Raw genomic sequence first — 17,820 nt, forward strand, 5'->3', positions numbered from 1 at the left:
GAAAAGCCGAAGTGAAGCAACCCGTACCAAAACCGACACAGGTGGTCGAGGAGAGAATCCTAAGGTGCTCGAGTGAGTCGTGGCTAAGGAACTAGGCAAAATAGTCTCGTAACTTCGGAAGAAGAGACGCCATCAGCAATGTGGCCGCAGTGAAGAGGCCCAGGCGACTGTTTATCAAAAACACAGGACTCTGCTAAATCGAAAGATGCTGTATAGGGTCTGACACCTGCCCGGTGCTGGAAGGTTAAGGAAGGTGCTTAGGGTTAAACCGAAGGCATTAACTGAAGCCCCAGTAAACGGCGGCCGTAACTATAACGGTCCTAAGGTAGCGAAATTCCTTGTCGGGTAAGTTCCGACCTGCACGAATGGTGTAACGATCTGGGCACTGTCTCAGCCACGAGCTCGGTGAAATTGTAGTATCGGTGAAGATGCCGATTACCGCAATGGGACGAAAAGACCCTGTGAACCTTTACTATAACTTCGTATTGACTTTGAGTAAGTAATGTGTAGGATAGGTGGGAGGCTTTGAAGCAGGCACGCTAGTGTTTGTGGAGCCAACGTTGAAATACCACCCTTTACTTACTTGGAGCCTAACTTCTTTAAGAAGGACATTGCGTGGTGGGTAGTTTGACTGGGGTGGTCGCCTCCAAAAGAGTAACGGAGGCTTTCAAAGGTACCCTCAGCACGCTTGGTAACCGTGCGTAGAGTGTAATGGCATAAGGGTGCTTGACTGTGAGACCAACAAGTCGATCAGGTGCGAAAGCAGGACATAGTGATCCGGTGGTTCCGTATGGAAGGGCCATCGCTCATAGGATAAAAGGTACTCCGGGGATAACAGGCTAGTCTCCCCCAAGAGCTCACATCGACGGGGAGGTTCGGCACCTCGATGTCGGCTCGTCACATCCTGGGGCTGGAGAAGGTCCCAAGGGTTGGGCTGTTCGCCCATTAAAGTGGCACGCGAGCTGGGTTCAGAACGTCGTGAGACAGTTCGGTCTCTATCTATTGCGGGCGTTAGATGTTTGAGAGGGCTTGATTCTAGTACGAGAGGACCGAATTGAACAAACCTCTGGTGTATCAGTTGTACCGCCAGGTGCACCGCTGAGTAGCTACGTTTGGAAGAGATAAGCACTGAAAGCATATAAGTGCGAAACTCGCCTCAAGATGAGACATCTTTTAAGGGTCGTTGTAGATGACGACGTTGATAGGCTATAGGTGTAAAGACAGTAATGTCATAGCCAAGTAGTACTAATTACCCGTAGATTTATAGTCTATGGTTACTAATATAAACCAGGTGCTTTATGTGCATTGAAGGTTTTGTCTTTGTGAAAGTTTTTATCGATTAAAACAGGTATCAGATGACAGATACAAGGTATCAGGTAGCAGTTGAAACAGCTATTACCTCTTCCCTAGGATCTTCCAACTGAACCTTATATACCTTCTTTAGGGTGGTTTTAGCGGTGGGGCTCACCTGTTCCCATTCCGAACACAGAAGTTAAGCCCACCAGCGCCGATGGTACTGCTAACGCGGGAGAGTAGGCCGCCGCCAGTTTTTATTTTATTTTTAAAAAACCTTTATCATTGCGATAAAGGTTTTTTTGTTTTATACATATCACAACTATTCCAACCCAACTCCAACAGATACATGAGTAGTGGTCTTTACAGCCTTTACTTTACCATCATTACACGTTTTATCCCACAGCATTAGTCAATCCCTGGAAGTCTAAACAAAGCTTTTCTTAATCTGAATACCGTAACTCTATAACACGAACCAATATATCCCGAACTCCGAATTATTCCCACTATTATCCCTCACAGCCAAGATTTATTCAAATACTAGAGATTTTTTTGTTTTACCAATTCTAAAATTGTGTAACTTAGTCATATCAAAAAATTACGAATCTAAAAATAAATAGTATGAAAAAACATTTATTCCCTCTATTTTTACTGTTATTAGGTGCGAATGCACAGGCACAGCAGGATTTCTTTGCCATTGCAGGAAAAGATACTCAAAGCATTACTTTTAATGATTTCCGTACAATTAATGCTGTCAATGGAACTTCAGGAGAGAAAATTTTTACAGCTGATTCATCAGCAAAGGTATTTTCACAGAGTAGAAAAGGTATTGTAGCTGAAGATAAAAATTCTTACAATAATTCTCAGTCCATTACTTTGGCAGCACTCGCTTATGATTCTATGAATAACAATCTGGTATATATGCCTATGTTTTCGTCCAATGTTTATATTTTGAATCCTCAGACTAAGGTGATTACGCTGGTAGAGAATAATGTAGCAAGAGTTACATCTTGTGATATTAATTCCCATATTACAAGAATGGCAACAGGATATAATGGTAATATTTATGCAATAAATAATTCCGGAACACAGTTTTTGGAAATTAGTAAAAAAGATGGTCAATATTTGATAAATGATCTTGGAATCATCAAAGATGACTCTTCCAATGGTAAAAATTCATTTACAGCTATGGAAACAGGATTTGGTGGCGACATGATTGCTGATGCTGATAATAATTTTTATGTTTTTTCTGCTTCAGGAAATGTTTTCAAAGTTTTAACTAAAGATTTAAAGGCTAAATTTGTGGGTAAAATTACGGGAATTCCGGATAACTATTCTGTAAACGGATCTGCCGTAAATGCTCAAGGCAAAGTAGTTATTGCAAGTGCAAAAGGAGGTGCTTTATATGAAGCAGATCTTACAACTTTACATGCCAAACAGCTTCCAGGAGAACAGGGATTGCATATCTATGACCTGGCAAGTAAGTATTTTGTGAATGATAAAGCTACTGCCTCTAATAGCCTGGCTAACATGGATATTTACCCAACAAAAGTAGATGAGCATTATATCAATGTTCATGTTGATAAAAATGTAAAAGGGAACATTCAGCTGAATGTTTTTGATATGTCCGGTAAAAATGTAATGACTCAGAACCTCGCTGTAAAAGATAACTCCTCAGATGAAAGAGTATATCTTAAAGGATTGGTGAGTGGAGCTTATATTGTAAATATCACTAATGAAGCGGGCAAAGCAATATTTAATAAAAAGATTCTTGTAACAAAATAAGTAAGAATTATAATTCAAAATATAGAGACCTTTTCAAACATTTTTGAAAAGGTCTTTTAATGATTATTTGATATTCAATAAGTTTTATTTTTCGATATTAAAATGTACTTTTATAAAAAAATATAGATGAAACTATACTTTAATGTAGGATATGTTGTAAAGGCTGGAGAGAATTTGCAGCTTGTAATTGGCGAAGAAGGCGCTGCAGTACATATCCATACTATGTTTTATGGTGAGAATGGTTTATGGAAATGTGAAGTAGATAATTTTTCAAAATCTATTTCTTACCAATACAGAGTTGTAGATGAGAAAAAAAATATATTACGAGAAGAATTTGTTCCGCATCATCTCAGTTTTCCGCATAACTATAAGGAGTTTGTCATTTTTGACGAATGGAATAACAAAAATTTTCCCGAAAACTATTTAAACAACAAAATACTTTACAATAAACTGCATGATTTTGTTCCAGGAAAAGTAACAGTTTTAAAAAAACATACTCACTTATTCAGGATAGAAGCACCTATTTATAATCCGGACTGGAGCGTTGTACTTTTTGGAAATACAGCATCTTTAGGAAGCTGGAATTATGAAAGAGTGATTCATCTGCATCAGACAGATTTTGGAATGTGGGAAGTTTCTGTAGAGATACCGGAGAATGAATTTATTCAGTTCAAGTACTGTCTTTTTGATACCAAAGAAAACAAAGTAATTGATGTAGAAACTGGAGAAAACAGATTTACGGTAGCGAATCAATTACCGGATGTTTTACAGATTGTCTCCAATCATTATTTTAAATTTAAAGGATATCAGATGTACCATGATGCCGGGGTAGCGGTTCCTGTATTCTCTTTGAGAAGTGAAGATGGATTTGGAGTAGGAGAATTTACAGATATTAAAAAACTGGCAGACTGGACGAAAGAAACTAACCTTGGGATTATTCAGATTCTTCCGATCAATGACACCACAGCGAATTATTCCTGGACAGATTCTTATCCTTACGCAGCGGTATCTGTTTATGCACTGCACCCACAATACATCTCTTTAGAAAAGCTTGATTATTCTTTACCGAAAGAATTAGTTGATGAATATCTGATTGACAAAGAGAACTTAAATGCTCTGGATCTGATTGATTATGAAAAGATGATTGCAGGCAAATGGAAATATCTTACTGCAGTTTTTAATGCTGAAAAAGATAAAATTTATAAAGATAAAAACTTCAAAAAATTCATCAAGGATAATGAATACTGGCTTGTTCCATATTCTGCGTTCTGTGTATTGAGGGATAAATATAAAACGCCCAATTTCAACGATTGGAAAACCCATAAAAAATATATTGCAGGAAAGATCTCACAGTTTTTTACAACAAAAAACAAAGATTATGATACCTCAATGCTTCATGCATGGGTACAATACCAATTGCATCTGCAACTAAAAGAAGCAGTAGATTATACCCATAAACTGGGAATTTCGTTGAAGGGTGATCTTCCGATTGGTATCTACAGATATTCTGTGGAAGCATGGACAGAACCGGAATTATTTGGAATGGATTTCCAAGCCGGAGCACCTCCTGATCAGTTTACAGAACTCGGACAAAACTGGGAGTTCCCAACGTACAATTGGGAAGCTATGAAAGCAGACGATTACAGATGGTGGAAAAACAGGTTCAAAGCATTGGAGCAGTACTTTGATGCCATGAGAATAGATCATATTCTAGGTTTCTTCAGAATATGGAGAATGCCGATTTCCGCCGTACAAGGAATTTTAGGATACTTTTATCCGGCCGTTCCCATTGTAGCGGATGAATTTAAGGCATGGCAGATTCCGTTTAATTTTGACAGATACTGTAAACCTTTTATCAATAACCAGATCTTATGGGATTATTTTGGTGAAGATGGCGGAAAAGCTCTTGAGTTTATGAACCGTAATGATAATGGGACTTATGCTTTCAAAGAAGAATTTGATACGCAAAGAAAACTGGTTAATTTCTTTAAGAAGAAACCTTATGGTTCCCTTGAAGAAAAATTGGTTGCCCTATGTGCCAATGTTTTGTTTTTAACTGAAGAAAGAAACGGAAAAACGGTGTACCATCCAAGATTCAATGTATACAATACAGAATCTTATAAATATCTTTCGGAATCTGAACAGAGAAATATTTATGAATTGTATCACGATTATTTCTTCAGAAGACAGGATCATATGTGGTATGAGAAAGCTATGGAAAAGCTTCCGGTTATCCTGAATGCTACCAAAATGCTGATTTGTGGAGAAGATTTGGGAATGGTGCCTGCATGTGTACCGGTTGTAATGGACGAATTAGCCATTATTGCACTGAAAGTACAGCGTATGCCTTCTGAGAATATTCCATTCTATAATCCTAAGAATGCGAGTTATATGAATGTAGTAACCGCTTCTTCCCATGACAGCTCTACACTTAGACAATGGTGGAAAGAAGATCCTGCCCTTACACAAAAATATTTCAACCAGCAGTTGATACAATACGGAAAAGCTCCAGCAGATCTTAACCCTCATCTTGCAGAGATTATTATGAAGCAGCATTTATATAATGAATCTATGCTGGCAATTTTCCCTATACAGGAGTTTTTGGCAACAGATTTAAAGCTTGCCAATAAGAAAATGGATAATGAAAGAATCAATAATCCGGCAGTTTTCCCACATTATTGGCGCTATAGAATGCACATTAACCTGGAAGATCTGAAAATGCAAAAATCTTTCAACGAAAAAATTGCTTTTTGGGTAAAAGATAGTGGGAGATTGTAAATTTAACATCTGATTATCAGTTGTTTAAAAATAATTTAAAAGAAGTTTGATCTTAGGATTTAACTTCTTTTTTTTATTTGTATCCAAAAGATAGAATTAAGATATTCTACTATATATTAACCAATTAACGACTATAGAGATGAAAAAAATATTTTTAGGATTAGCTTTTGGGTTGGGCGTTTTGACGTCTGCTCAGCAGTATCCGAATAATGGTTGGGGTGATGATGGTTATTATCAGAATGATGGAGGCAATTACAGCGATGAAGATGATAGAAACTATTTCCCTGATGATTATTATTACAATTATCCTCAGGATTATTATCCTCAAGCTTATTATCAAAGCTATTATAACGATTACAGGAACAGTATTATTAATATAGACTGGAATGGGTTTTTCGTACAGAATAGATTAAACAGATGGCAGATAGATCAGATTATGACATTAAATAATCTGTATGCAAGCTTTACATCATGGAATAATTTTTACAGATATAATCCGGACAGATGGTACTACGACAGGTTTTATGCAATGCAAAGAATTTTAGGACCAAGAGTATTTGTTGTTTTCCAAAATAACTATTACAGAGGTTCCAGCCCAATTGTATATTTCCAGAATTACAGAAGAACGTACTATGCACCGAGATATGCTGTAATGCCAAGATATAGAAATATCAATATCAATGTTTATAGAGTAGACAGATCAAGATTCCGTAGAATGGATAACCCTACCCTTAATATTGTAAGAAGAGATAACGGCGCTGGTAATGGATTCAGAAATACAAGAACTACAGACAGATCTGGCAGTTTCCGTGATAACAACAATGGAGGTTTCAGAAACAGCAACGGAGTGAATAGTGGAAGTACTACCAGTAATGGAGGCTTCAGAAATAGTAATGGTGGAGGATTCCGTACAAGTTCTGATAATGGAGGAACCAGAGTAAATGCAGACAATAATGGAGGATTCAGAAACAGTAACGGAGGCGGTTTCAGAGGAAACAGCGAAGTGAGAAGAGAAGCTCCTAGAAGAGAAGCTAACGAAGGCTTTAGAAATAGTAATGGAGGTGGTTTCAGACAAAGATCTGAAAGTGCTGGCTCAAGATATGAAAGCCGTGGTAATGGCGGTGGTTTTAGAGGCAGTTTAGCAAGGAATTAATTTTCATATATTATATTTAAGTGGTGTGAAGGGTAGGTTTTTATAATCTGCCCTTTTTTGTGTCTTTTTATGATTTATTTTTATTAAAATTTAACATTATTTATGAATTTGTTAATTTAACTTCTGTTTTAATTCATAATCAAAAAGATGTAACAACAAGAAAACAAATTAGAAAATAACAGTTAATTAAAATTTAAAAAGATGAAAAAATTAGTTTTAGCAATAGCATTTATCGGAATGGGAAGTTTTGCAATGGCACAACAAACCAATACAACTCAACAGGACAGACAGGCAAGAGCTGTTGAAATGAAGCAGAAAATGCAGCAGAAGCAACAGGATCGCTTAGATCAGATGCAGAAAGACCTTAATCTTAACCAGTCGCAGGTAGCCCAAATAAAAGCTCTTCACGACAAAAGAAAAGAAGAAATGAAAGCTGAGTTTGAAAAAAATAAAGGAGACAGACAAGCTAAGATGCAGGAGATGCAAGCCAAAAGAGCACAAATGGATGCAGATATGAAAAAAATCCTAAGTCCTGAACAATATGATAAATGGCAGGCTGACAGACAGGCAAAAGCAGATAAAATGAAAGCGGGTATGAAAGAAAGAAGAATGATGAAAAAGCCTATGAATACAGGAACTGCTGAAGTAAATTAAGCACCTTCAATTTTAGTTTTTTAATGTGTAAAGGATGGATGTTTTTCCATCCTTTTTGTATTAAATTTCTTTAAAACTTTTGATTTCGGGCTTTTATTCCCTATTTTTGACTATAAATTTAATACTTATGGTAAGCGAAAAAATTGCGAAATTAGTTAACGAACAAATTGCCCACGAACAATACGCTGCTCAATATTATCTTTCAATGTCTGCATGGTTCTCCGGAAAAGATCTTGACGGGATTGCCAACTATTTCAGAGTACAAAGCAAAGAAGAATTGATGCACGCAGATAAAATGTTTGATTATCTGAACGATGTAGGGGGAGAAATTATCATCGGAGAAATTCCAAAACCTCCACATGAGTTCGAAAGCGCAACGGATATTTTTGAAAAAGCATTGGCCCATGAGAAAATCGTAACTAAAAGTATTTTCAATATTGTAAAGAATGCTAACGAAGAGGGAGATTTTGCAACAACATCATTCATGCAATGGTTTATCAACGAGCAGGTAGAAGAAGAGGCTAGTGCTTCCCAGTATGTAACGAAAATCAAAATGGTATGCGATAACCCATCTGCATTGTACCTTTTTGACCAGGAACTTTCTCAGAGAGTATTCACTCCTGATACAACCGCTTAAGATTGTAAATTTTCAAAATATAAAACCGCTATTCTGCTGAATAGTGGTTTTTATTTTTACTATAATTCTGCTCCATATGTATTCAATAGAAATGGAATATGATCTTGAGCCTGACAGAAGGAAGCCCGTTTTTAATAAAGTTTTTGAAATCCACCCTGGCTTTAGCCAAAATTTATAATTTAATAAGGATCATTTTTTCCTCTGTATTTTAACTGCGATGATAAAAACAAACGCACCCAATACAAAACTTACGAGTAAAGATTTAAGAATGTTTCCAATAGGCATGTATCGGTGTCCATCCTCTGTAATAGGGGGATCTAAGCTATCAATAATATTATAAGTCACCACGGTGGAGACTGACATGATAATCATGCTTATTACAAAGGAAATTGAATATATTCTCATGGTTGGCGGTACTCAAGATCAATGATACATGACATACTGTTCTCCCAGAATAAAAATAATAAAACCTTTTCTATTTCAAAAGAATTTCACGAAAAATATTATGTTAACTTTTTGATAACGTTGTTTTTGAGAATTTTATAGATAGATGATCTGGGTTTTGAGAACTTTTTTCCCCAGACGTTCAAGGATATTTTTGTAGCCTTCTACCTGTGCTTCATCCTTGGTTTTTTGTTCACCTGTTTTGAAATCAATAATCATATAACCTTCATCACCTTTTAAAATACGGTCTGGCCTGAATATATGACTTTCCCCATTTTCAGAGATCATAATGTCTTTCTCATTGATCACTTCCCATTTTTCATCAAAAAATTCAGCGTAAGTTCTAACGATCTCCTGCAATGTAATTTGAATTTCGTTTTTCTCCTCCAAAGTAATCTGTCCTTCCAGAGCATACCCTTCCAATACTTTACTGATATCTTTTTCAGTATTGATTTTGGATAAAAGTTCGTGTACAAAAAGACCAATTCTTACCTTTTCATTTCTTACCTGATAGTTTTTTGAAGGCGTTGCAATCTTGATAGAAGTACTTTTTTCGTTCACATTTTTAAGATCCTCAATATTCTTGGTTTTAAAAGATGAACTTTTATCCTTCGAATATTTCTTCAGCATTTCAGGATTTACTTCATAGACATCAAATTCATCAGCCTTTTCCGGATTTTTGTCTTCAAGAAACTCCAATAGCTCAAGATTATTAGAAGTCTTATTCGCTTTTTGAAGATAAAAAAACAGCTGTTCAACAGGTCTTGTGGTGGCTACATACTGCAGACATAATCTGTCAATCAGATTTTTATAAGAGTTTTTAGTATTGAAAAACAAAATTTCATCATCATACGCTTCCAGGTTTTTGCTAAATTGATTGATGTTGACTGATTTCAGGGCATCATTCTCATTCGTATCAAACCAGTTGGTAAACTCACTGTCACGGTTTTTATTCATCATAGGAATAAAAACAATTGGGAATTCCAGCCCCTTAGATTTGTGAATGGTCATGATTTGAATCGCATCAATATTTTCCGAAGCCTGAATGGTGTACGAAGAAGCCTCTTCATCCCAATATTTCAAAAACTCTTTTGTACTGGCACCTGCATTTTGGGTAAAATTGAAAAGCATTTCCAGAAAGTTCAGTAAAAAGTCTGTCTCTTTATTTTCAACAGAAAATTCGTTGATGTAATATTCAATGAAATTATAAAGATTGAATCTCGGGAAATTATCCTGCTTAAGCTGTAATGAATATTTCTCCTGAATAAACTGAAGAATCTCTTCATGGCCTTCAATATCCAGAATTTCTTTCATATATAAAGTAAAATCCGACATTTGAATTTTCCCTAAAGTATTCAGGTGATACATCATCATGATCAGACAATGTTTGTTCTTAGGATTGAGCTCCCAGCGCAGATATTCAATAACAGCTTTTAAAGTGTTGGAAAGTTCCAGCGTAAGACCTTTATCAGAAATAGTTTTAATATTGGTTTCCTCACCACGGTAATTTACTTTTAAACCTCCCAGTTTTTGAGAATAACTGAAAATATCAAAATTCCCACGGCAAAGGATGGTAATATCAGAAAACTTAAAACCATTATCCAGACATTCCTGTATATCTTTTCGCATTCTTTCCGAAGTATCCTGGTAAAACTCTTCATTGGTAAGATTTTCTATCAGATTTACCTTTACACGTCCATCCATTTTGGATTTTGGGTTTTGTTCAGCATCTGCCCCAAAAATATTTTTATGCTCTTCCAGCAGTTCCTCGGAATGAAAACGATACAATTCATTATTAAACTGAACAATGTTTATGGCACTTCTCCAGTTATCTTTTAATACCAGAAGATCTGCTTCTTTTGGTGAAAACTCTTTTTTGTTGATAATATCCAGCATCAGTTTACTTTCCCCACCACGGAATCTGTAAATACTCTGCTTAGGATCGCCTACCAATGTAAATGAAGTATACTCCGTAGAAACACTATGATCTCTTAGCGGAACAAAATTCTGCCACTGAAGCTCTGATGTATCCTGAAACTCATCAAAGAAATAATGCTGAAACTGGGAACCTACTTTCTCATAAATAAAAGCAGAAGGCTCATTTTTAAGATTTTCATTAATCAGAATATTAAATTTGGAAAGAAGAACAAGATCATTTTCCTCCTCAATCTTTTGAAGCTCATCCTGAATATCTTTATTCACCTTCAAAGGAAGAAGAGCGGACAAAACTTTTTCTTTCTTTTGAGTCTCAATGAACAGAAGAATAAGTTTCATTCTGTTGCCGAGAAGCTGATCCAGTATTTCAAAAATCTCAGGTTCTTTATGTTTCGATTTTGAAGATGCTCCTTTTCTGTAATTATTGATAACAGATTCTTCCTGGGTGGTAGGAAAAGGAAATCCGGCTCTTTTCTGTTGATAAAAGTCTATGACCTTTGTAAAGAAACCTCCGATTCCGTTTTTACCCTGGGCAAAATCTTCAATATCAATATTTCTTGATTTGAATAACTCAATAGAACTGGCAGCTAGCTCCGCAGATTGTTTTTTGTTAAGAACAATCTCTTTACGAAGTGTATTCTTTATATTTTCATAATTAGCATCATCAAAACTTTTATTGCTTTTCAAATGTTCATAATGAATATCCTTCACAAATTCTTTTGCAGAATCATAAAGGTTTTTATTAAGATTGATTCTTTCATTATTTTCAAGACTGTAGTCTACATAATCCATGAAAGAATTAGAAATATTTTCATTCTCACCAATCTGATCCAGCATTTTATCAACCGCTTCTATCAGAAACGGCTCTGCTTCAATTTCAAGATTGAAATTTTTCGCCAGTCCCAATTCATAAGAAAAGCTTCTTACCAGCCTTGAATTGAAACGGTCAATCGTACCGATATTCAGTGTGGAATAATTGTGGAGAACATAATCCAATAGTTTTTTTGAACGATGATGAAGCTCATCAATCGTAATCTTTAAGCCTTGTTCCTCAAATGCTTTCTGAATATTTTTCAAATCAGTATTTTCTGCATATTCTTTCGCTGAGAAATTTCCCAGCCAGGATAAAATTCTTTCCTTCATCTCGTTCGCTGCCTTATTAGTAAAAGTCAGAGCGAGAATATTCCTGATCGATTGCTGTTGATTAGGATAACGGAGACAGATCATCAGAAGCCTTTGTACCAGAGCGTAGGTTTTCCCGGATCCGGCAGAAGCATTGATGACTGTGTAAGAATTTTGCATTGTTGAGAGAGAATTGAGACTGCAAGTTAGCTAAAATTTAAAAGAAACTTTAACAATTTGATCAACCGATTTAACAGTTTTGGAGGCAAAAATTAAAAAGAAATATTAAAACACGTTAACTGTGGTTAAACTTATGGTATAAATTAAAAATAATTTTAGCTTTGCTTTATAAAAAATAGCCTGTGAAACTTAAACTATTCTTTTTTTTATCCTTTATTCTATTTATCCATACCCATGCCCAAAATTATATTTTCGGAAAGATTGTTTCTGAAAATGGTACTGAAATGCAGGATGTAAATGTTATCAACATCCGGACTGATGAAATAGTGGTCTCAAACGGGGACGGACATTTCATGATTTCCGGAAAACAGGGCGATGAATTACGGTTTGTGAAAGCAGGATATGAGCGTCTGGTAAGAAAAGTTTCTCCGGAAAATACACAGTCTCCCATGAATATAAGCCTTGTACGCCAAACCATTCTGATTCCGGAAGTGGAAGTGAAACAGGGACTTACCGGAAACCTGAAAATAGATTCAAAGCTTTATAATAAACCTAAAAAGGTGGAAAAATTGATCAAAGATATCGATCAGTATATTGCTCAGAAATCAGATCCGAGAATATTGGCGGCAAAACCGGGAGAATTCGTACAGCCAAAAGGTCAGGGATTCTTTATTGGAAAAGTGAAAAACAAATGGGATGATGTAGATTTGATGAAGTACATCAGAGCCAGCCTTGGTGATGACTATTTTACCAACCTCAAGATAGAAAAACCACTGATAGATCATTTCATTTATTATGTTTTTGCAGGTGGCTTTGAAAGAAAAAAGATTTTGAAATATGGTTTCTGCAGTGATGCTGATCTGAACAGGTTTCAAGGTTTTGTTCTGACAAGAATTTCATCTTATCGTGCTCCACAAACTCAGAGATAAGTAAGAAAAGATTTTCAGATGGATGCAACAGAATATGAGTTTTAAACGGAATTAGGAGACTGAAGAATAACTTTTATAAAAATTGAATTATTTCATAAAAAATACAAAGGCACAATGGCGAGGAAAAATAGTTCTTTTTCTCATGTTGCTGTGCAGTGCTTTTATGTTCTCCCAACAGACTGTGACGGGGCGAATCGTTGATGAAACGGGTGAAGATTTAAGTAAGGTAATCGTTATTAACATGTCTACCGACAAAAAAGTATATTCTGATTCCCAGGGAATATTTTCCATAGAGGCCAATCCGAATGATGAGCTGAGATTTGTACAAGAAGGTTTTAACAGAACCTCCAGAAAGGTTCTTACGAATGGTATCAATTCACCGCTGTTTATTACTCTTCATCAGATTCCGAAAGATGTAGGTGAAGTAAAGATCGTAAAAAAGCTTACTGGCGATCTTGAAACTGATTCCCGGATTGTAGCCAAAGCAGATAAAGGAGAACAGGTAAGAGATGCGGTGGGACTTCCGCAACCTGTGGGAAAAATGCGGGAAAAACCGGCAGAAGTGAAAAGTGTTCTTTTGCCCATTCTCTTAGGAAACCTGAACGTTCAGGGAGTATATGATCTGATCAGCGGCAAAGCCAGAAGGCAGAAAAGACAATATAAATATGATGATCTCCAGGAACATATTGCCTGGATTCGGGATCGGATAGATGATGAATATTTTGTGAGGGCGGGAATTCCTGGAGACAGAGTTTCAGAATTTATCCAGTTCTCATTTTTAGCAAAACCTCAGGTTCGGACATACGTAAAAGCAAAAAACCTTTCCGGTGTAATGCTTAGACTGGAGGAAACGGCACCTCTTTTTATTGAAAGACTGAAACAAAATCAAAAGTAAATTTCCGGATTGAATTTTTTATTTGAAATGTTAAAAAAATCTTAAAATATTGGAATAGAAATTGATACAAATTTTATTGTAACAACAATTCAACTCACAAATTTTATGAATAAAAACATTTTTTCAGTAGCTATTGCTGCGCTGGGTTTTGTGATCGGCCTCGGGTTTTTAGGAAATGCCATCAAAAATAGAAATAAATCTGAAAATACAATTTCTATAACCGGACTAGGTACCAAACAGTTTACTTCAGATCTGATCACCTGGTCAGGAAGTTTTTCCAAAAATAATGTTGATCTGAAATCAGCTTATGATGAGCTGGCAACAGACAGAAAAGTGATCAATGACTATTTGCTTTCAAAAGGGATACAACAGAAAGAAATTGTGTTTTCTTCCGTAGATATTCAGAAACAGTTCAGGAGCTACAATGACTCGAATGGAAATTATGTACAGGGAGAATTTTCGGGTTATAATCTTACCCAAAAGGTTTCTATTGAAAGTAAAGAAGTAGGAAAAATAGAAAACCTTTCCAGAAATATTACAGAAATTATCAATCGGGGAATTGAATTTACTTCTTCTTCGCCGGCTTATTTTTATACTAAACTGGCCACTGTAAAACAGGAAATGATTGCCAGTGCTACAAAAGATGCTAAAGAACGTGCCGAAAAAATTGCAGAAAACTCCGGAAGCAAATTGGGAAATCTGAAAAAGGCAACTATGGGAGTCATTCAGATTACAGCACCCAATTCTAATGAAGATTATTCTTACGGAGGAACTTTCAATACCTCTTCCAAAGAAAAAGAAGCCAGTATCACTATCAAACTGGAATATGAAGTAAATTAATCAAAAGAAATAAAAGAAGAACGCCGGAAAGTAATTTCCGGCGTTATATTTAACGATAAATAATATTGTGAATCTCTTTTTTTGCTTCCTCTACATTCTCTGGAGTGTAGTTGGCAAGCAGCCATAAATTCAAGGATTTTTTTCCTTCACCATAGCTTGGCTGTACGTGTGTGGTGTCTATCAAACTAAAATTATTTCTCTGATAAAAAGAATACCGCCTTGAAGCGTCTTCACTCTGTTCTGCGGGTTCAATTTCTAAGATAATATTCGGATAAGTTTCTGATAAATGATTCATAATATGTGAACCCAGTTTCTTACTTCTGAACGCTTCAAACACTTCAAAATGTTCTACAAAAACAAAAGAGCTAAGCTCCCATAGAATAAGATATCCAATAGCTTCCGAATCATGAATAACAGACATAAATTTCACATAGGGATTGGAAAATAAACCCTCAAACTGTTTTTTATCTCTTTGTTCGTCTACAGGAAAAGTAGTGGTGTAAGATGTATAGATTTCCTGAACTCTATGATCTTCTGCAGAAGTAATCGGTAAAAATTCCATAATTTATAAATCAAAGACACTGGGTCTTCTGGTGATGAAAATATCTTTAATCCAAAGTGTAAATGCCAATCCCAAGTAGATCAAAAAGAAAAAGCCAGCTGTAGCAAAAGTGGAGTAGATGAAGAAAACTCTCAATTTAGATACCGGAATTCCCAGCTTGGCACCCATTCTTGTCAGTACACCAAACCATTGTCTTTCCATTTTATGACGGATATTACTCAGCATTTACAGATTGTTATTTAAAAGATTAAATCTAATACTGCAAGTTAAGGAATTTTTTTGATACCGTTTTTTGCCTATTTTTATCTGTAAAATAGAGTTATTCTTGTTTTAAAAGCTTAAATCCGATTCCGCATGCCAGGCAGTTTTTTGTTTCGCAATTGGTTTTATGATGATAGATCAGGCTTTGGCTTTCCAATGCATTAGTGATATCTAATCCCAGTTTTTTCCAACCTGTAATGATTGTGTTTTTCTCAGCAGCAATAGATTTGTACAGCTCGATAATTTCATCTGCAATTTCTTCGCGATGATATCTGTGATAAGCATACTTTAAAGGAAGCACAGTATTTAAAATAAGAAGATCAATAAAATCTTTGCTTAATATCTTTGGCTGTACTTTGGAAATATTCCCGAAATTGAAATGAGAATCCCAATATTCAGAGGCTTTTATAGAACGAAAAATATGATAAAGCTGATCTGCATTTTCTGCTTCCATAATTTTTGAAAATAAATTCTGATGTTTGTAAAGATCTGCAAGTTGAGATAGGCGTATTGTTGGGAAATTAGGTGGTCTTAACCTTAAAAATTTAGGACGGAATATAAGATCTGAAATTGAAAACTTGGCTTTAATAAATTCAAATTCTCTTTTCCATATTTTCATAGTTTCATCCTTCGGATCCTCAAGCCATCCTGAAATTCCGAAAAGTAAAGCTTCAAGCTGAAGAGGATTCTGGCGGATTTTATTAATAACCTGAGTTCGATTGTAAATTTAGAATAAAAAACTTGCAATAAAAGGCAAAAATTAGTATCTTTAAGTTGATGATAGATAATGATTTAACTAAAATTTGCCTTATGATTTGTTTTGATAAAATTACGGATATTTTTTGTATTGTTGATGAGTTTTGTGAAGATTTTGAAAAATTTTCAGAACCTTTCCTCCTTGGAAACAAACCAAAAAAGAAACCCAGAATGAGCACTTCTGAAGTCATCACAATTACGCTGCTTTTTCATCTGAGTGGTTTTAGGACTTTTAAACATTTTTATATTTATTATGTGCAAAAACATATGACACAAGATTTCCCCCAAACTGTTTCCTATAATCGCTTTGTAGAATTAATGCAGTCTGCATTGATGCCTATGACGCTATTTGCAAAAACCTGTTGTTTAGGAACTTGCACAGGAATATCTTTTGTAGACAGCACACCAATAAGAGTTTGTAAAAATAAAAGGATAAAACGGAACAAAGTGTTCAAAGATATTGCTACCACAGGAAAATCTACCATGGGTTGGTTTCATGGTTTCAAACTTCATATCATCATCAATGACAAAGGTGAACTTTTAAGTTTTTGTGTAACACAGGCAAATGTTGATGATAGAGAACCGTTGAAAAATGAATCTTTTTTACAGTCTATTTTTGGGAAGTTGCTCGGAGATAAAGGTTATATCAGCGAAAAATTGACCCAATTATTATTTGTAGATGGAATTCAATTAATCACCAGTATTCGCAATAATATGAAGAACAGTTTGATGGAGATGAACGATAAAATTTTACTTAGAAAGCGCTCTATCATTGAGACAGTGAATGATGAGTTGAAAAATATTTGCCAAGTAGAGCACTCCAGACATCGCTCGGTTGTAAACTTTATGACCAATCTTGTAACAGGAATAATTGCCTATAATTTTTTACCCAAAAAGCCATCTCTAAAATATGAAACATTAAAAACCAATCAATTAGCTATGTTTTTTTAATCGAACTCAGGTTAATAATGCTGTAATCCACGCTTTCTGCAATTTGCCGAAAAATATGGGCATTAACTTTTAATCCAAAAGAATAAGCAAAACTGTGAAATAAAACGGCTTCAAAATTATTTTTATACCGGATTAAACTCTGCTCAAGCTCCATAGATTTCTCATCCAGTTTTTTGAAAATATTCTCCTCATGGAAATTGACCGGGATTTTTTCTGTTTCGAATAGAGTTTCGCAGGCGATAAATTCTTCCTGATGAACAAGCTTTTCATATTTCTGAATGATATTTTCATCCAGATAATCTTTCAGTTCCAAAGTGGGAATATTTTTTCCGGTAAGATCATGAAGATCTGTGTCATGCTGATACACAACATGAAGTATGATATTCTGGTAATTGGGATCTTGGGAATGATTGTGGAAAATCCAGTCTGAAGAGCGGATGTGCAGTTCAATATTTCCTGCGAGAAGTAAGCCGTTGATTTTGATTTTAGCATCCGAAAAATCCGGACCGGCATTGGTATTCCATTTTCCGAAATGGATGATCTCAACGGAATTCCCTTCAATATCCTTGAAGTTAAAATGTTTGAAAACCTTATAGTTCCAAAGATATTGAAGTAGTTTTTCCGTCATAAGTATGACGATAAATA

14 protein-coding genes and 2 rRNA genes are annotated in these 17,820 nt (G+C 35.4%); 11 read left to right on the forward strand and 5 right to left on the reverse strand.

Annotated elements, in window-relative coordinates:
- The 7 genes from CLU97_RS22620 to CLU97_RS22650 all read left to right on the forward strand — a co-directional run.
- Nucleotides 1-1,269: ribosomal RNA gene (locus tag CLU97_RS22620) — 23S ribosomal RNA — on the forward strand; the annotation flags it as partial.
- A 172-nt stretch (nt 1,270-1,441) separates the two neighbouring features.
- A 5S ribosomal RNA gene (gene rrf / locus CLU97_RS22625) occupies nt 1,442-1,549 on the forward strand.
- A gap of 365 nt (nt 1,550-1,914) precedes the next feature.
- Nucleotides 1,915-3,078, forward strand: coding sequence for a T9SS type A sorting domain-containing protein (locus CLU97_RS22630; RefSeq protein WP_121490121.1), 1,164 nt, complete (start codon nt 1,915-1,917; stop codon nt 3,076-3,078).
- 126 nt (nt 3,079-3,204) lie between these two features.
- Nucleotides 3,205-5,856, forward strand: coding sequence for a 4-alpha-glucanotransferase (locus CLU97_RS22635; protein WP_121490122.1), 2,652 nt, complete (start codon nt 3,205-3,207; stop codon nt 5,854-5,856).
- Nucleotides 5,857-5,995: 139 nt separating this feature from the next.
- Nucleotides 5,996-7,009, forward strand: a complete 1,014-nt coding sequence (locus tag CLU97_RS22640) for a hypothetical protein (RefSeq protein ID WP_121490123.1) — start codon at nt 5,996-5,998, stop codon at nt 7,007-7,009.
- Nucleotides 7,010-7,210: 201 nt separating this feature from the next.
- On the forward strand, nt 7,211-7,663 hold the full coding sequence (locus CLU97_RS22645) for a hypothetical protein (protein ID WP_121490124.1): 453 nt from the start codon (nt 7,211-7,213) through the stop codon (nt 7,661-7,663).
- Nucleotides 7,664-7,790: 127 nt separating this feature from the next.
- Nucleotides 7,791-8,300 (forward strand): ferritin, encoded by a 510-nt coding sequence (locus CLU97_RS22650; RefSeq protein ID WP_121490125.1) that lies wholly within the window; start codon nt 7,791-7,793, stop codon nt 8,298-8,300.
- Nucleotides 8,301-8,840: 540 nt separating this feature from the next.
- Here the strand turns inward: CLU97_RS22650 and CLU97_RS22655 are convergent.
- Complete coding sequence (locus CLU97_RS22655; RefSeq protein WP_121490126.1) at nt 8,841-11,981, reverse strand: UvrD-helicase domain-containing protein; 3,141 nt, start codon at nt 11,979-11,981, stop codon at nt 8,841-8,843.
- Between the two features lie 182 nt (nt 11,982-12,163).
- Between CLU97_RS22655 and CLU97_RS22660 the strand changes: the two genes are divergently transcribed.
- The 3 genes from CLU97_RS22660 (at nt 12,164) to CLU97_RS22670 (ending at nt 14,645) form a co-directional block, all read left to right on the forward strand.
- The gene (locus CLU97_RS22660) at nt 12,164-12,910 is read left to right on the forward strand and encodes a hypothetical protein (protein WP_121490127.1); all 747 of its coding nucleotides are present in this window, start codon (nt 12,164-12,166) and stop codon (nt 12,908-12,910) included.
- A gap of 142 nt (nt 12,911-13,052) precedes the next feature.
- On the forward strand, nt 13,053-13,805 hold the full coding sequence (locus CLU97_RS22665; protein ID WP_121490128.1) for a carboxypeptidase-like regulatory domain-containing protein: 753 nt from the start codon (nt 13,053-13,055) through the stop codon (nt 13,803-13,805).
- A gap of 105 nt (nt 13,806-13,910) precedes the next feature.
- Entirely contained in the window at nt 13,911-14,645 is a 735-nt protein-coding gene (locus tag CLU97_RS22670; RefSeq protein WP_121490129.1) for an SIMPL domain-containing protein, read from the forward strand.
- Nucleotides 14,646-14,694: 49 nt separating this feature from the next.
- On the opposite strand, the gene CLU97_RS22675 is transcribed toward CLU97_RS22670, so the two are convergent.
- The 3 genes from CLU97_RS22675 to CLU97_RS22685 form a co-directional block, all read right to left on the reverse strand.
- Nucleotides 14,695-15,207 carry a GNAT family N-acetyltransferase gene (locus tag CLU97_RS22675; RefSeq protein ID WP_121490130.1) on the reverse strand — a complete coding sequence of 171 codons (513 nt, stop codon included), beginning with the start codon at nt 15,205-15,207 and terminating at the stop codon, nt 14,695-14,697.
- A 3-nt stretch (nt 15,208-15,210) separates the two neighbouring features.
- Nucleotides 15,211-15,432, reverse strand: a complete 222-nt coding sequence (locus CLU97_RS22680; RefSeq protein WP_121490131.1) for a PspC family transcriptional regulator — start codon at nt 15,430-15,432, stop codon at nt 15,211-15,213.
- 94 nt (nt 15,433-15,526) lie between these two features.
- Nucleotides 15,527-16,195, reverse strand: a complete 669-nt coding sequence (locus CLU97_RS22685; RefSeq protein WP_228437920.1) for a DUF2851 family protein — start codon at nt 16,193-16,195, stop codon at nt 15,527-15,529.
- 83 nt (nt 16,196-16,278) lie between these two features.
- On the opposite strand from CLU97_RS22685, the gene CLU97_RS22690 reads away from it, so the two are divergent.
- Nucleotides 16,279-17,175, forward strand: a complete 897-nt coding sequence (locus CLU97_RS22690) for an IS982 family transposase (RefSeq protein WP_121489610.1) — start codon at nt 16,279-16,281, stop codon at nt 17,173-17,175.
- Here CLU97_RS22690 and CLU97_RS22695 read toward each other — a convergent pair.
- On the reverse strand, nt 17,162-17,803 hold the full coding sequence (locus CLU97_RS22695; RefSeq protein ID WP_228437915.1) for a DUF2851 family protein: 642 nt from the start codon (nt 17,801-17,803) through the stop codon (nt 17,162-17,164). The genes CLU97_RS22690 and CLU97_RS22695 overlap by 14 nt on opposite strands.
- Nucleotides 17,804-17,820: the final 17 nt, after the last annotated feature.

The organism is Chryseobacterium sp. 7 (assembly GCF_003663845.1).
Lineage (GTDB): Bacteria > Bacteroidota > Bacteroidia > Flavobacteriales > Weeksellaceae > Chryseobacterium.